This window comes from Streptomyces sp. WM6386, from assembly GCF_000972385.1.
Taxonomy (GTDB): Bacteria; Actinomycetota; Actinomycetes; order Streptomycetales; family Streptomycetaceae; genus Streptomyces.
The window spans coordinates 33,716-49,604 of record NZ_JXTE01000044.1 but is presented as its reverse complement, the minus strand read 5'-3'; the positions used below and the strand labels follow the sequence as shown (position 1 = coordinate 49,604).

Genomic DNA, 15,889 nt, shown 5'->3' with positions numbered 1-15,889 from the left:
CGCATGACGTGCGGCCGGTAGGCAGCAAGTACTTCCTCGAGGAGCCGCTGGGACGCGGTGCCACGGGGACCGTCTGGCGAGCCCGCCAGCGTGAGGCCGCGGGCGCCGAGGCCGCCGTGCAGGGGCAGGCCGGCGAGACGGTCGCGATCAAGGTCCTCAAGGAGGAGCTCGCGAGCGACCCGGACATCGTGATGCGGTTCCTGCGGGAGCGCTCCGTCCTGCTCCGGCTCACCCACCCGAACATCGTGCGGGTGCGGGACCTGGTCGTCGAGGGCGATCTGCTCGCCCTGGTCATGGACCTCGTCGAAGGCCCCGACCTGCACCGCTACCTCCGTGAGAACGGCCCCTTCAGCCCCGTCGGCGCCGCCCTGCTCACCGCGCAGATCGCCGACGCGCTCGCCGCCAGCCACGCCGACGGCGTCGTCCACCGCGACCTGAAGCCCGCCAACGTCCTGCTCCGGCAGGACGGCGGCCAGATGCACCCGCTGCTCACCGACTTCGGCATCGCACGCCTCGCCGACTCCCCGGGCCTGACCCGCACCCACGAGTTCGTCGGCACGCCCGCGTACGTCGCCCCCGAGTCCGCCGAGGGCCGCCCGCAGACCTCCGCCGTCGACATCTACGGCGCCGGCATCCTGCTGTACGAACTGGTCACCGGCCGCCCGCCGTTCTCCGGCGGCTCCGCCCTCGAAGTCCTCCACCAGCACCTCAGCGCCGAACCCCGCCGCCCCTCCACGGTTCCCGAGCCGCTGTGGACGGTCATAGAGCGCTGTCTGCGCAAGAACCCGGACGACCGGCCCAGCGCCGAGAACCTCGCGCACGGCCTGCGGGTCGTCGCCGCGGGCGTCGGCGTGCACGCGAACTCCGCGCAGATCGCCGCCGCCGAGAACGTCGCGGTTCTCCTCGCGCCCGACCCGGCCCCCGCGGCCGTACCGGGCTCCGCCGACCCCACCCAGGTGCTGCCGCACGGCGCCGGCGCGTACGACCCGAACGCCGCGACCAACGTCCTGCCGCACATGGGCGCCGCCGACCCCACCGCCGTACTGCCGAACCGCGGCGCGGCCGACCCGACGGCCGTCCTGCCGCCGGTGCCGCCCGGGCAACCGGGACAGCAGGGACAGGGCGGACCCGAGGACCCGCACCCCTGGCAGAACCAGCTGCGCGCGGCCCGCGACCGCAACGAGCAGACGCAGGTCCAGTACCTCGACCCGAACCAGGACCCGCTGCGCCGCCGCCCGCAGCGGCAGGTCGCCCGCCCGCAGCAGCCGCAACAGCCGCCGCAGCGTCAGCAGCGCCCGCAGCCCCAGCAGCCCCAGCAGGGCTACGGCGGTCATCCGCAGCAGCAACAGCAGCCCCAGCGGTACGCGCCGCCGCAACCCCAGCCGCAGCCGCAGCGATACGCACCGCCCCAGCAACCGCAGCAGCCCCAGCGCGAGCCCCGCCAGCCGCGGCAGCGCAGCTCCAACCCGATGCGGATCCCGGGTCTCGGCTGCCTCAAGGGCTGCCTGTTCACGATCGTCATCCTCTTTGTCGCGGGCTGGCTGATCTGGGAGCTGAGCCCGCTGCAGGACTGGATCGGCACGGGCAAGAGCTACTGGGACCAGATCGGCGACATGATCAGCACGGTCTCCGGGTGGATCGGCGACCTGGGCGGCGGCTCGTCCGGGCAGTAGCCGCGCTCGCGGCGACTCTGGAGATTTGTCGACACCTGGCGGGTGATTTCCGCCTCCACGGTGAAGGTTGGCTCGTCGGACGCGTAGTTTTAGCGACAACACGCGTCTGTAGGAGCAGCCTTGGCACGGAAGATCGGCAGCCGGTACACCGCCAACCAGATCCTGGGGCGGGGCAGTGCCGGCACGGTGTGGCTGGGTGAGGGGCCCGAGGGGCCCGTCGCCGTCAAGCTGCTGCGCGAGGACCTCGCGTCCGACCAGGAGCTCGTCGGGCGGTTCGTGCAGGAGCGCACGGCACTGCTCGGGCTGGAGCACCCCAACATCGTCTCGGTCCGCGACCTGGTGGTGGACGGCAACGACCTCGCGCTGGTCATGGACCTCGTCCGCGGCACCGACCTGCGCACCCGGCTCGACCGGGACAAGCGGATGGCACCCGAGGCGGCGGTGGCGATCGTCGCGGACATCGCGGACGGGCTGGCGGCGGCCCACGCGGCGGGCGTCGTGCACCGGGACGTCAAGCCGGAGAACGTACTCCTCGACATGCAGGGCCCCCTGGGGCCCGGCGGCTCGCACCGCGCGCTGCTGACGGACTTCGGGGTCGCGAAGCTCATCGACACCCCGCGCCGCACCCGCGCCACGAAGATCATCGGTACGCCGGACTATCTGGCGCCGGAGATCGTGGAGGGGCTGCCGCCGCGCGCGGCCGTGGACATCTACGCGCTGGCGACGGTGCTGTACGAGCTGCTGGCGGGCTTCACGCCCTTCGGCGGCGGACACCCGGGCGCGGTCCTGCGCCGCCATGTGACCGAGACCGTGGCGCCGCTCCCCGGCATCCCCGACGAACTGTGGCAGCTGCTCGTGCAGTGCCTCGCCAAGGCGCCGGCCTCCCGGCTGCGCGCCTCCGAGCTGGGGGCGCGGCTGCGGGAGCTGCTGCCGTTGCTGGTCGGGATGGCGCCGCTGGACGTGGACGAGCCGGGCGTGGACGACGACGAGGAGGAGCCGTACGAGGCGCCGTCGGAGCAGCCCGCGTCCTCGGCGCCGGTACGGCGTGGTGCGGTGCCGTTGGTGCCGGGGGCGAAGCCGGCCGACTCCAACCGGGACACACATACGTCGATGAGGGTGCCGGCGCCGGACGAGCTGGCGGGAGGCGCCCGGGGGACGGCGCGGGTGCCGCGGGCGGCCGGGGCGCCGCGGCCCGGTTCCGCGCGCAACCGGGCCGCGACGCGTCGGCGCAGGGTCGTGGTGAGCGTCGCCGCGGTGGTGCTCGTGGCGGCGGCCGGGGTGGGCACCTGGGCGGCGACCTCGGGGGACGACGCGGGGACTCCCCAGGACACGAAGAACTCGGCACCGCCGTCTCCGTGACGGTGGGCCTGGTTCTCCCGCCCCGATACCGCTCGGCGCTGGTCGGTTGCCACAGCCGTTAGGCTGGAGGCGTGGCAGTCGTCGATGTATCCGAAGAGCTCAAGTCCCTCTCCTCGACCATGGAGTCGATCGAGGCCGTTCTGGACCTCGACAAGCTGAGGGCAGACATCGCCGTGCTCGAGGAGCAGGCGGCCGCGCCGTCCCTGTGGGACAACCCGGACGAGGCGCAGAAGATCACCAGCAAGCTGAGCCACATGCAGGCCGAGGTCAGGAAGGCCGAGGCGCTGCGCGGGCGGATCGACGATCTCTCCGTGCTCTTCGAGATGGCCGAGGAGGAGGACGACCCGGACACCCGCGCCGAGGCCGAGTCCGAGCTCTCCGCCGTCAAGAAGGCGCTGGACGAGATGGAGGTCCGGACGCTGCTGAGCGGTGAGTACGACGCCCGTGAGGCGCTCGTCAACATCCGCGCCGAGGCCGGTGGCGTCGACGCCGCCGACTTCGCCGAGCAGCTCCAGCGCATGTACCTGCGCTGGGCCGAGCGCCACGGCTACAAGACCGAGATCTACGAGACGTCGTACGCCGAAGAGGCCGGCATCAAGTCGACCACCTTCGCCGTGCAGGTGCCCTACGCCTACGGCACCCTCTCCGTCGAGCAGGGCACCCACCGGCTGGTGCGGATCTCGCCCTTCGACAACCAGGGACGCCGCCAGACCTCCTTCGCGGGTGTGGAGATCCTTCCCGTCGTGGAGCAGACCGACCACGTCGAGATCGACGAGTCGGAGCTGCGCGTCGACGTCTACCGTTCCTCGGGCCCCGGCGGCCAGGGCGTGAACACGACCGACTCCGCGGTCCGGCTGACGCACCTCCCCACCGGCATCGTCGTCTCCTGCCAGAACGAGCGCTCGCAGATCCAGAACAAGGCCACGGCCATGAACGTGCTCCAGGCCAAGCTGCTGGAGCGGCAGCGCCAGGAGGAGCGGGCGAAGATGGACGCCCTCAAGGACGGCGGCAGCTCCTGGGGCAACCAGATGCGTTCGTACGTCCTGCACCCGTACCAGATGGTCAAGGACCTGCGCACCGAGTTCGAGGTCGGCAACCCGCAGGCCGTGCTCGACGGCGAGATCGACGGTTTCCTCGAAGCCGGAATTCGCTGGCGCAAGCAGCAGGAGAAGTAAGTTTGTCGACAAGGCAACTACCGTCCCCGTGACGGTAGTTGCCTTTTCTGTGCCCGGATGTCTGGGTTTTACATCACACTCACAGGCTCCATCCCCCGGCAAAGAACCCTTACCCGGACATCGCGTACGCAACGGCCTTGACGTTGCTTTGAAAAATGGGAATGGTGAGGCGCGGCATGCGTATCTCTGGGGCGCATGTGAACCGGGGGACCCGAGCGCAGCCGCCCCCGTCGATCACGGCCCCCGAGCGCCGCCTCACTGACGATGAGCTACTGGGGGTAGCAACCTTATGACCAAGAAGACGCGCATCCGGATCGCGCGCATAGCCGCCGGTGCCGTGATCGCGGCCGGCGCCTCCCTGACCGCCGCCGGTGCCGCTTCCGCGGCCGAGACGGACGACTGCCTGCTCGGCATCCTGTGCGGCGAGGAGTCGCCGGTCCCGGACCCGACGCCGACGGACGTCCCCACCGACCTTCCCACCGACCTCCCGACGGACCTTCCCACGGAAGAGCCGCCGATCACCGAGGACCCCACCGACGAGCCCACCGAGCCCACGGAGGAGCCCTCCGAGGACCCGACGGACGAGCCCACCGCGGACCCGACCGACGACGGCAACAACGGCGGCGGCAACGACAACGGGGGCGGCAACAACAACAACCCCGACGGCGGCTCCGACACCTCCGCCCAGCAGCAGGGCTCCTCGTCCCTGACCGACACCGGCTCGGAGACCTCCACCGACACCTCGGCCCAGGGCGGCGGCGCCGAGCTCGCCGAGACCGGTGCGGGCGACAAGACCACGTTCCTGGTCATCGGTGCCGCGACGATGATCGCCGGCGGTATCGGCTTCCGCATCCTGCCGCGCCTCGTGGGCGGCCGCGGCGGTGCCGCCGCCTGACGGTGGCCGCGCGCACACGACAGGTGTGCACGTCGTACGACGAGGGGCCCGGAGCGAGTGATCGCTCCGGGCCCCTCGGGCGTTCCGTAGGGACGCCTACGCGGTCTGGTGGGCCAGCAGGGCCACCGCCGCGATCAGCACCGCGAGCAGAGCGATCAGCGTCATGGGGTTGAGCTGGGCGAACAGGTTGTCCTGGGTGAGCCGCTCACGGTTCGCGCGGCAGACGGGGCAGCGGCCCTCATTCACGGGCGCGGCGCAGTTCGCGCACACCAGCCGGTCGTACGTCATGCGCTCGCCCTCCTAGTGCCGGTTCCTTGTACAGAACGCTCCCCGGGTCCGGAACGTTCCCCCTCCACTGTGCCAGGTTCCTCCGGAAACGGCTCGAGCGCTCTCGGAGTGACCCCCTGAGCAGGTACACAAAAGGCACATCCAGCACGCAACCGCAACGGGCGCCTGCGCCCGCACACCCCGGTCGCGTAAGGTCACGCACATCTACCCCCGGCTAACCGTGGTGCATCCGTGATCCGATTCGACAACGTCTCCAAGGTCTACCCCAAGCAGACCCGCCCCGCACTCAGGGATGTGTCCCTGGAAGTGGAGAAGGGCGAGTTCGTCTTCCTCGTGGGGTCCTCCGGCTCCGGAAAGTCCACCTTCCTGCGGCTGGTGCTCCGCGAGGAGCGGACCAGCCACGGTCAGGTGCACGTCCTGGGCAAGGATCTCGCACGCCTCTCCAACTGGAAGGTGCCGCAGATGCGCCGCCAGCTGGGGACGGTGTTCCAGGACTTCCGGCTCCTGCCGAACAAGACGGTCGCGGAGAACGTGGCCTTCGCGCAGGAGGTCATCGGCAAGTCGAAGGGCGAGATCCGCAAGTCCGTGCCGCAGGTGCTCGACCTCGTCGGGCTCGGCGGCAAGGAGGACCGGATGCCGGGCGAGCTGTCCGGTGGTGAGCAGCAGCGCGTGGCCATCGCGCGGGCCTTCGTCAACCGGCCCAAGCTGCTGATCGCCGACGAGCCCACCGGCAACCTCGACCCGCAGACCTCCGTCGGCATCATGAAGCTGCTCGACCGGATCAACCGGACGGGCACCACCGTGCTGATGGCGACGCACGACCAGAACATCGTGGACCAGATGCGCAAGCGCGTCATCGAGCTGGAGCAGGGCCGCCTCGTCCGCGACCAGGCGCGCGGCGTCTACGGCTACCAGCACTGACCGCACAGTCCACGGAAAGGCCCAACCAGACGCCATGCGCGCCCAGTTCGTACTGTCCGAGATCGGTGTCGGTCTCCGTCGCAATCTGACGATGACCTTCGCCGTCGTCGTCTCCGTCGCCCTGTCACTCGCCCTGTTCGGCGGGTCGCTCCTCATGAGCGACCAGGTCAGCACCATGAAGGGCTACTGGTACGACAAGGTCAACGTCTCGGTCTTCCTCTGCAACAAGAGCGACGCCGAGTCCGACCCCAACTGCGCCAAGGGCGCGGTGACCGACGACCAGAAGAAGGAGATCCTCTCCGACCTCGGCAAGATGTCGGTCGTCGAGAAGGTCACCTACGAGACCCAGGACCAGGCGTACAAGCACTACAAGGAGCAGTTCGGCGACTCCCCGCTGGCGGCCTCCCTCACACCGGACCAGATGCAGGCGTCGTACCGCATCAAGCTGAAGGACCCGGAGAAGTACCAGGTCGTCGCGACCGCCTTCGACGGCCGGGACGGCGTGCAGTCCGTGCAGGACCAGAAGGGCATCCTGGACAACCTCTTCGGCCTTCTCAACGGCATGAACTGGGCCGCGAGGGCGGTCATGGCCCTGATGCTCGTCGTCGCCCTGATGCTGATCGTCAACACGGTGCGCGTCTCCGCGTTCAGCCGACGGCGCGAGACCGGCATCATGCGCCTGGTCGGCGCCTCGGGCTTCTACATCCAGGCCCCGTTCATCATGGAGGCCGCGGTCGCCGGGCTCATCGGAGGCACGGTCGCCTGCGGATTCCTGGTGGTAGCCCGCTACTTCATCATCGACCACGGCCTGGCCCTGTCCGAGAAGCTCAACCTGATCAACTTCATCGGCTGGGACGCCGTACTGACAAAACTCCCCCTCATCCTGGCGACGAGCCTGCTGATGCCGGCACTGGCGGCGTTCTTCGCGCTGCGCAAGTACCTGAAGGTGTGACACATGCCAAGAGGGCCGTACGGGCAACCGACCGTGCGGCCCTTCGCGTTGTCCTAGACTCACCCGCATGTCAGGCCGAGACCTGTTCTGTCAGCCCCGTCGCATCGGCCGCGGGGCGGCCCTGACGTTGGTGTTCGCGAGTGTGCTGGTGGCGGGGGCCGCGACCGGGTCGTTGCCCGAGGCCGACCGGAAAGTCTCGCAGGACAGGGGCGGTTCGGCCGTGCCGGCCGGGCGGCAGGAGAATGTCGCCGAGGCCGCCGCCGAGGCCATGGCCGCGGGGAAGTCGCCCGTGGAGGCGGCTGAGCGGGCCGTCAGCCGTAGCGGGGACCGGTGGGGCGCCGTCTACTCGCCGGGGGAGTACGAGGAGTTCGAAGAGGCCCTCGACGGGCGGTACACCGGCGTCGGGCTCTGGGCACGACGGGAGCGGGGCGGGCGGATCGAGGTGACCAAGGTGCGCGCCGGGTCGCCCGCGGCCGTCGCCGGGATCCGGGCCGGAGACCGGCTGCGCAGTGTCGACGGGCGCAAGGTCGACGGGCGGCCCGTCACCGAGGTGGTCTCCTTACTGCGCGGTGACGCCACCGACGCGGCGGCCGGTACGGCCGTCACGCTCGGGCTGGAGCGGGGCACGCGCGCGTGGGACGAGACGGTGCGGCGGGCCCGGCTGTCCACGGACTCGGTCACCGTTCGACAGCTCGCCGGTGGGATCACCGTCATCAAGATCGACTCGTTCACCAAGGGCTCCGGCGACGCCGTCCGCACCGCCGTACGACAGGCCCCCGCCGCCTCCGGCATCATCCTCGACCTGCGCGGCAACTCCGGCGGCCTGGTCACCGAGGCCGTCACCGCCGCCTCCGCCTTCCTCGACGGCGGCCTCGTCGCCACCTACGACGTCGACGGCGCCCAGCAGGCCCTGCACGCCGACCTCGGCGGCGACACCACCAGACCCCTGGTCGCGCTCGTCGACGGCGGCACGATGAGCGCGGCCGAGCTGCTCACGGGCGCGTTGCAGGACCGGGGGCGCGCGGTGGTCGTGGGGTCCCGCACCTTCGGGAAGGGCTCGGTGCAGATGCCCAGCCGGCTCCCCGACGGGTCGGTGGCCGAGCTGACCGTGGGGCACTACCGCACGCCGTCCGGGCGCGGTGTCGACGGCACGGGCATCACCCCCGACCTGGACGCCGACCAGCAGGTGATCGAGCGCGCGGAGACGGTTCTGGGCGGATTGGGCCCCCCGTCGTAAACGACTTCCCGTACACCCCCTCCGTAGTGCGAAAATGGGCGGCACTATGAGCAAGGGAATGTATGTACCGAAGGAGTCCCAGCCCAAGCAGGGCGGGACGGCCGCCAAGGGCCGGGACGGCGAGAAGGGTGGCAAGCGCAAGATCGTCGCCCAGAACAAGAAGGCCCGGCACGACTACGCGATCATCGACACCTACGAGGCCGGCATCGTGCTGACCGGCACCGAGGTCAAGTCGCTGCGCGAAGGGCGGACCTCGCTGACCGACGGCTTCGTCCAGATCGACCAGGGGGAGGCGTGGCTGCACAACGCCCACATCCCCGAGTATCACCAGGGCAGCTGGACCAACCACTCCGCGCGCCGCAAGCGCAAGCTGCTCCTGCACCGCGAGGAGATCGACAAGCTGGAGTCGAAGTCCCAGGAGACGGGTCACACGATCGTGCCCCTCGCCCTGTACTTCAGGGACGGCCGGGCCAAGGCCGAGATCGCCCTCGCGCGAGGAAAGAAGGAGTACGACAAGCGGCAGACCCTGCGCGAGCAGCAGGACCGGCGGGAGTCGGACCGGGCGATCGCGGCGGCGAAGCGGAAGCAGCGGGGCCAGTAGGAATAGGCTGGCACCCCGGTGCGTTGGTCACGTACGATGGGTCCTGCACCTCAGCGAAGGTGCGCCCCCTCTCCGGAGGGGATTGAAAAAACAACATGGGGATGATCGGTTTCGACAGCGGATGTCGAAGCAGGGGAAGCGTGTCGAGGAAGCGGCAATGATCTCGTAAACCATATGTCGCAACCAATAATCGCCACTAACAAGAGCGATTCCCGCGCCTTCGCCCTCGCTGCCTAATAAGCAGTGAGTGGAGGCCCATAACGGGTGTCAGCCCGGGAGTGTTCCCGACCCGGATCCTGGCATAATTTAGGGAACTAAACCATCGAGCCCGGTCACGGGGTTCGATGGGAAATCAAACAGTGACTGGGCCCGTCGGCGACTTGTTCGCGTGATTGCCGGGGCCGAGAAAATCACAGCGAACTGCACACGGAGAAGCCCTGATTCTGCACCGTTGGACGCGGGTTCGATTCCCGCCATCTCCACCATTTCCCATGTGGGCGAGGCCCCGTAGCTTTCGAGCGACGGGGCCTTTGCCATGCCGCCATGACCCACGGACGTGCCTTGACCGACGAAACCGAGCCCCGGCAGCTACTGCTGCGCGCCGACGCGGATCTGCCGTGGGGCGACCTGTCCACCGACCTCGCCACCGAGCTGCCCGCCGACCTCACCGATCGGCTGCGCGAGTGGATCCTGGCCCGTCCTCCCGGCGGCTTCACCGACCGGCCGGCTCTGCGCAGGCACGTCAAGCAGGGGTTGGAGGTGGCCCGGGCGCTGGCGAAGCAGCTCGGTCCCGCATGGGTGGTGCGGTACCGGGACGAGCGGCACCGCACCGACAAGACCGTGTGCTGGGGGTGCGGGCAGCTGTACTGGTCCCTTGACGCGCACGGCACCCCTCCGCACCCGCTGCACCTTGTCGTCGAGTGCGAGTACAAGTGGCACCCGCTGCGCGCCGAGGGCTTCGGCGACTTCGCCCCCGACGACCCCGCCGCCGCCCTCGATCTCTCCGACGGGCTGGTGGACGACCTGAACCGGTGGGCGCGGGACATCACCGCCGCCATGGACACCTGGCTGACGGACCGGGACGGCGCCGCGCTCACCGCGGCCCACGACCGACTGCGGGACGTGGGCCGGGAGTTGACCGAGCGGGTCGCCCGTGAGGTGGGCCCGGGGCGGACGGTGACCTACGGAGGGGTCTGGTAGCCCCACGGTCGGCCCGCCCGTTGTGGTGCGTGACCCCATATCGGGGGCTCGTTCACGCTTCTACGGTCCCTCCCCATGACACAGACCAGAGCCGCGACCCTGCTCACCGTCCTGACGGCGCTCCTCGCCGTCCTCCTGACCCCGACGCCCGCCTCCGCCGCCTCCGTCCAGGAGGTCACCGGGTTCGGGACCAATCCCGGCGCGCTGCGGATGTTCCGGTACGTCCCCGACGGGCTGCCCGCCGGGCGGCCGGTCGTCGTCGCGCTGCACGGGTGCACCCAGAACGCCTCCGGATACGGCACCGGCAGCGGGTGGACGCAGCTCGCCGACCGGTGGGGCTTCTCCGTGGTGCTGCCGCAGCAGCAGTCCGCCAACAACGCCTCGCTCTGCTTCAACTGGTTCCAGAGCGGCGACATGGCACGCGGCCAGGGCGAGGCCGCGTCCGTCGCGCAGATGGTGGAGCGGCAGGTCGGCGATGTCTCCGGGGGGCCGGTGCATGTCACCGGGCTGTCCGCCGGGGGCGGGCTCGCCGCCGTGATGATGGCCGCGTATCCCGAGAAGTTCGCGGCGGGCGGGATCGTCGCCGGGCTGCCGTACGGGTGTGCGCAGGCCGCCGGGTCGCCGTACGTGTGCATGTACGTCGGGGCCACGCAGACGCCGGACCAGTGGGGCGACCGGGTACGGGCCGCGCGCCCCGGGTACGCCGGGCCCTGGCCGACGCTGGTCGCGTTCCAGGGGAGCGCCGACTACACCGTGAAACCCGTGAACATGACCGACCTCGTCGAGCAGTGGACCGACGTGCGGGGCGGGGACCAGGTCGCGGACGTGAGTGACACCGTCGCCGGATATCCGCATCGGACGTACACGAACGCGGGCGGCGACACCGTCGTCGAGACGTACAGCATCACCGGCATGGGGCACGGGCAGCCCGTCGACCCCGGCAGCGGGAGCGCGCAGTGCGGGACCGCCGGGGCGTACATCCTCGATGTGAACCTGTGTGCCGCGTACCGGATGGGGGCGGCCTGGGGGCTGGGCGGCTGAGACGGGCTCTTCAGCGTGATGTGGAGAAGCGCTCCAGGACTCCGGCCCGAAGGGCCGGACCAGGGCACCCCGTTCACTCGGTAGTGTGATCGATTGGGAACGTGCGGTGGAGTGTCGCATGGCTGTGTACGTTCGGTGGTTGTGAAGCTAGTGGTGCAAGTCAAGGTCATGCCGGATGCCGTGCAGGCACCGGCACTTGAGCACACTTTGCCCGCGATCAACAAGGCGGCCAACTGGGTGTCCGCCACAGGCTTCGAGCGTTTCGGGCTCAAGGCGTCTGTCCGGGAGCTGCGCAAGCTGTGTTACGGCGAACTAAAGGCTCTCGGCTTCGGGGCCCAGGCCGCGCAGCACATCATCAAGCGCGTGGCCGATGCCTCTACGTCGCTGCGGGCGGGCATCAGGGCCGGAAGGTTCGGTCCCGAGGGATCGAAGCGGCGCCGCAAAGCGGAATCCAAGCCGGTAGCATTCCGCCCGCATGCGGCGCACACGTACGACGACCGGTGTCTGTCGTGGAACTACGATGCACAGACCGTCTCGATCTGGACCCTGGACGGACGGATTAAGGACGTCCCGTTCGCCTGCTCCCCGGAAGCGCTCAAGGCCCTGGCCGAGCACCGCAAGGGCGAGTCCGACCTGGTGTTCCGGGACGGCAAGTGGTTCCTGATCGCCACCCTCGACCTCCCCGAGCCCGAGGCGTTCGAGCCGAGGGACTTCATCGGTGTAGACCGGGGCATCGTCAACCTCGCCACCACCTCGGACGGAGACAACCATCAAGGCCGCAGGCTCGGCCGTTACCGGCGCTGGCAGACCCGCAAACGGGCTGAACTCCAGGCCAAACAGACCCGGTCTGCCAAGCAGCTCCTCAAGAAGCGGGCGAGGAAGGAAGCCCGCCACGCCAGCCACGTCAATCACAAGGTGGCCAAGACGGTTGTTGCTGTCGCCCAACGCACCGAGCGCGGCATCGCCCTGGAGGAACTCCAGGGCATCCGCGATCGGGTTACGGTTTCCCGCGACCAGCGAGCACGACTGTCCTCCTGGCCGTTCCACCAGCTCGGCGCTTTTATCGCTTACAAGGCGAGGCGTGCCGGAGTGCCGTTCATCGAGGTGGATGCGGCCTACACCTCGCAGCGCTGCCCGCGCTGCGGACACACTGAGCGCGGCAACCGCCCCACTCGGGACATTTTCCGCTGTCGTCGGTGCGGCCTCGCTGGGCCAGCCGACCACGTCGCCGGGATCAACGTGCGTGACCGCGCACGCTCGGCGTGGGTATTCGTCAACATGCCCGATCCGGCCCCAGCGTAGCTGGGAACGGTGGATGTGCCCCGTGACCGTCCTGTCGTAGAGGGTAGTCGGGAGCATAAGCAAAGCCGCGTCGAACCGAGTCAGTAACCTCGGTAACGTGCGGCGGAGCAGTTGACCATCGTCCTCAACAATTATCTGGCGTCCTCCGTCAAGCCGTTGGAGGACGCCATCGTGGTCACGCTCGCGAAGTCGACGGAGGAGGCCGCCACACTGGTCGAGCCGCGGTCGGCACGTGGCAGCGACCTCGAGTGCGCGTGGCGCAAGCCCCTCCTCTGCTGAGGCGAAGGGCCTGCGCCACGCGGTCTCAGCGCAGACTGAACGTCGCCAGGCGCAGGCCCGCTCCCTTCAGCACCAGGTAGACGTCGGCACGGCCCTTCGCCGCCCGCGAGAGGTCGGCGGTCACCGTCTCGTAGGCGTACGGCGACGAGGTGCCGCCGAAGGCCGCCGTACCGACGAGGGTGCCGGTCGGGGAGCCCAGCCGGACCTCGACCGTGCCGGACGCGCCGGCCACGCGAGCCGTGAACTTCGAGGCGCCCGAGCCGAGTCGGGCGTCCCCGTACTTCAGCCACGCCCGGTCGGCCGTCACCCCCACCGCCGTACCGCGCTCCTTCGACTCGTCGACGAGACGTGTGCCCTCGTAGTCGTCGAAGTTCTCGGCGCGGGTCGTGCGGGAGAGGTCGCGGGCCGGGATCGTCTCGCCGGACACCTGCCAGGTCGTGCGTGTGCGGATGTCCGTGGAGGAGGCACCGACCATGATGTCGTAAGTGCCGCTCTCCACCACCCACTTGGAGCGCGTGACGTCCCAGTGCGCGAGGTCCTTCTTCGCCGGCCTCAGCTTGACCGTCTTCGTCTCGCCCGGCTTCAGCGTCACCCGCTGGAAGGCCTCCAGCTGCTTCAGGGGCTGCTTGTCGCGGGAGACGCGTTGGTGGGCGTAGAGCTGGACGACCTCGTCGCCGGTGCGGCTACCGGTGTTGGTGACGTTCACCGCGTAGCCGTCGGCCGTCTTGTGAAGGTCGCCGTAGCGGAAGGACGTGTAGGAGAGCCCGTAGCCGAACGGATGGAGCGGGCTGCCCTTGAAGTACTGGTAGGTGCGGTCGGACTTGATGATGTCGTAGTCGAGGATCGACGGGAGGTCCGACTCCGAGCGGTACCAGGTCTGGGTGAGGCGGCCCGACGGGTTGGCGTCGCCGTAGAGGAGGTCGGCGAGGGCGTTTCCGGTCTCCTGGCCCGCGTGGGAGGTCCACAGGACGGCCGGGACCTCCTTCTGGAGGGCGCCGAGGGTGGTCGGGTAGCTGTTCTCGACTATCACCACGACCCGAGGGTTGGCCGCTTTGACCGCCCTGACCAGGGCTTCCTGTGCCGGGGCCAGGCCCATGTCGGTGCGGTCGTGGGCCTCGCGGCCGTTGATCGACGGGTTGGAGCCGACCACGACCACCGCGTTGTCCCTGCCCTTGACCGCGGCCACGGCCTCCTCGACACCGCTGCGGACGACGTCCTTGGTGTAGTGCGCGGCGGCGTCCTTCGCGACCAGGCCGAGCGTGCCGTCCTCACCGGTCGGGCCGAGATAGACGGGGTTGCCCCACCAGGACTCCTCGGTCTCGTAGCCGGCGTAACGCAGGAGATACGTACCGTCCGCCTGCTCCTCCAGCTTGAACTGCTGCTGGACGAACCAACCGTTCGGCTGCACCTGGTCGTTGACGAAGTTCGCCCAGTTGTAGCCGACATACCTGCCGTTGGCGGCGGAGCGCAGGGTGACGATGCCCGCGCCCCAGTCGAAGACATCGAACTGGGCGCTCGCGTCCGAGGCCGACGTCTCCTTGAGCGGCTCGCCGTCCGCGTCCGTGCCCGCGGTGACGTAACGGCCGGTGTCCGCGTTCCTCAGCGCGATCCGGTCGACGCCCTCGTTGGTCGTGACGGCGGTGCCGAGCTTGGCCGCGATGCCGTCGGCCGGGGTGACCGCGTACGGGAGCGTGCCCGAGTACCAGTCGGTGTAGAGGGTGTCGGCGAGCGGGCCGACGACGGCGACGTCCTTCGCGGACTTCTTCAGCGGCAGGGTGCCCGCCTGGTTCTTCAGCAGCACGGCACCTTCCGTGGCCGCCTTGCGGGCCAGCTTCTGGTGGGCGGGGCTGTTGATGACGGACTTGTCGATCGAGCCGTACCTGCCGCCGCCCGGGTCGAACTCGCCGAGCCGGACCCGCACGGACAGGATGTGCCCCGCGGCCTCGTCGACGTCCGACTCCTCCAACAGACCTTGCTCCAGAGCCGACTTGACCGCGCCGGTCGTCACCGACGAGTTCGCGTCGTTGTCCGTGAAGCTGTCGATGCCGGCCTTCATCGCGGCCGCGTCGCCCTCGGTCACGCTCGGGTAGTACTTCTGGTCGCCGGGGAGGTTGCCCGGGGCGAAGGCGTCGGTGACGTTCAGCAGGTCGTACGAGGTCCACTTCCGTACGACGTCGTCCAGGTCCGGATTCACCGTCGCGGGATGGCCGTTGACCAGGTTGTACGAGGACATGACCCCCGTCGCCGCGTTCGCCTCGATCGCCGGTCTGAAGGCCGCCTCGTCGTACTCCTTCGCGACGCGCGGGCGCAGGTCGGAGGAGGTGGTCGTGCGGTGCCACTCGTTGTTGTTGGCGAGGTAGTGCTTGAGGGTGGGCGCGGTCTTCAGGTGATCGGGGTCGCCGCCGGTCAGACCCTGGCCGTACGCCGTCGACAGCGCTCCGGTCAGCCCGGGGTCCTCGCTGTAGCCCTCCTCGTTGCGGCCCCAGCGCGGGTCGCGGAGCGGGTTCACCACGGGTGCCCAGAGGTTGAGGCCCCAGCCGGCCGGGCGTTCCTGCTGGAAGCCGCGCGCCTCGTCGCCGACCGCCGAGCCGACCTGTTCCATCAGGGCCGGGTCCCAGGTGGAGGCGAGCCCGATGGCCTGGGGGAAGACGGTGGTCTCGCCGAGCCAGGCGACGCCGTGCAGGGCCTCGGTGCCGGTGCGGAAGGACTGGATGCCGAGCCGGGGGACCGCGGCCTGGTACTGGTGGAGGAGGCCGATCTTCTCGTCGAGGCTGAGGCGGGCCAGGAGGTCGTCGACTCGCTGGTCCACGGTCAGGGACGGGTCGCGGAAGGCGTACGTCTCCTCCGCGTGGGAGGGGACGGTGGCGCCGAGCCCTGCGATCAGGGCCAGCGCCACGACCAGGGTGGTTCTTCTACGTCTCTTGCTGCCTTTCATGTCACGGCTCCTTCAAGTAGGGCCTTGCATT

General features: G+C 69.7%; 14 protein-coding genes and 1 other RNA gene. 13 read left to right on the top strand and 2 right to left on the bottom strand.

Features of this window, described 5'->3' with window-relative positions; genetic code table 11:
* Window positions 1–8: 8 nt before the first annotated feature.
* The 4 genes from TN53_RS25395 (at window position 9) to TN53_RS25380 (ending at window position 5,102) form a co-directional block, all read left to right on the top strand.
* Entirely contained in the window at window positions 9–1,673 is a 1,665-nt protein-coding gene (locus TN53_RS25395; protein WP_046260974.1) for a serine/threonine-protein kinase, read from the top strand.
* A 120-nt stretch (window positions 1,674–1,793) separates the two neighbouring features.
* Complete coding sequence (locus tag TN53_RS25390) at window positions 1,794–3,032, top strand: serine/threonine-protein kinase (RefSeq protein WP_046260951.1); 1,239 nt, start codon at window positions 1,794–1,796, stop codon at window positions 3,030–3,032.
* Between the two features lie 71 nt (window positions 3,033–3,103).
* A complete protein-coding gene (prfB, locus tag TN53_RS25385) occupies window positions 3,104–4,207 on the top strand; it encodes a peptide chain release factor 2 (protein WP_046260950.1) in 1,104 nt (367 codons plus the stop codon).
* A gap of 289 nt (window positions 4,208–4,496) precedes the next feature.
* On the top strand, window positions 4,497–5,102 hold the full coding sequence (locus TN53_RS25380; protein WP_046260949.1) for a hypothetical protein: 606 nt from the start codon (window positions 4,497–4,499) through the stop codon (window positions 5,100–5,102).
* 96 nt (window positions 5,103–5,198) lie between these two features.
* Here the strand turns inward: TN53_RS25380 and TN53_RS25375 are convergent, their stop codons facing one another.
* Complete coding sequence (locus TN53_RS25375) at window positions 5,199–5,390, bottom strand: hypothetical protein (protein WP_046260948.1); 192 nt, start codon at window positions 5,388–5,390, stop codon at window positions 5,199–5,201.
* Window positions 5,391–5,621: 231 nt separating this feature from the next.
* On the opposite strand from TN53_RS25375, the gene ftsE reads away from it, so the two are divergent.
* The 9 genes from ftsE (at window position 5,622) to TN53_RS45550 (ending at window position 12,923) form a co-directional block, all read left to right on the top strand.
* On the top strand, window positions 5,622–6,311 hold the full coding sequence (gene ftsE / locus TN53_RS25370; RefSeq protein WP_020132390.1) for a cell division ATP-binding protein FtsE: 690 nt from the start codon (window positions 5,622–5,624) through the stop codon (window positions 6,309–6,311).
* 34 nt (window positions 6,312–6,345) lie between these two features.
* Window positions 6,346–7,263 (top strand): permease-like cell division protein FtsX, encoded by a 918-nt coding sequence (gene ftsX, locus TN53_RS25365; RefSeq protein ID WP_046260947.1) that lies wholly within the window; start codon window positions 6,346–6,348, stop codon window positions 7,261–7,263.
* 67 nt (window positions 7,264–7,330) lie between these two features.
* Complete coding sequence (locus TN53_RS25360) at window positions 7,331–8,500, top strand: S41 family peptidase (RefSeq protein ID WP_095046719.1); 1,170 nt, start codon at window positions 7,331–7,333, stop codon at window positions 8,498–8,500.
* Between the two features lie 58 nt (window positions 8,501–8,558).
* Window positions 8,559–9,101 (top strand): SsrA-binding protein SmpB, encoded by a 543-nt coding sequence (smpB, locus tag TN53_RS25355; RefSeq protein WP_046260945.1) that lies wholly within the window; start codon window positions 8,559–8,561, stop codon window positions 9,099–9,101.
* A gap of 97 nt (window positions 9,102–9,198) precedes the next feature.
* Window positions 9,199–9,586, top strand: a transfer-messenger RNA (tmRNA) gene (ssrA, locus tag TN53_RS44465).
* 76 nt (window positions 9,587–9,662) lie between these two features.
* The gene (locus TN53_RS25350; protein WP_052745304.1) at window positions 9,663–10,301 is read left to right on the top strand and encodes a hypothetical protein; all 639 of its coding nucleotides are present in this window, start codon (window positions 9,663–9,665) and stop codon (window positions 10,299–10,301) included.
* A 75-nt stretch (window positions 10,302–10,376) separates the two neighbouring features.
* Entirely contained in the window at window positions 10,377–11,342 is a 966-nt protein-coding gene (locus TN53_RS25345; protein WP_046260944.1) for an alpha/beta hydrolase family esterase, read from the top strand.
* A 153-nt stretch (window positions 11,343–11,495) separates the two neighbouring features.
* On the top strand, window positions 11,496–12,644 hold the full coding sequence (locus tag TN53_RS25340; RefSeq protein WP_046260972.1) for an RNA-guided endonuclease InsQ/TnpB family protein: 1,149 nt from the start codon (window positions 11,496–11,498) through the stop codon (window positions 12,642–12,644).
* Between the two features lie 111 nt (window positions 12,645–12,755).
* Window positions 12,756–12,923, top strand: coding sequence for a hypothetical protein (locus TN53_RS45550; protein ID WP_420719123.1), 168 nt, complete (start codon window positions 12,756–12,758; stop codon window positions 12,921–12,923).
* A 25-nt stretch (window positions 12,924–12,948) separates the two neighbouring features.
* Here TN53_RS45550 and TN53_RS25335 read toward each other — a convergent pair whose 3' ends face one another.
* The gene (locus TN53_RS25335; protein ID WP_046260943.1) at window positions 12,949–15,858 is read right to left on the bottom strand and encodes a glycoside hydrolase family 3 protein; all 2,910 of its coding nucleotides are present in this window, start codon (window positions 15,856–15,858) and stop codon (window positions 12,949–12,951) included.
* Window positions 15,859–15,889 lie beyond the last annotated feature (31 nt).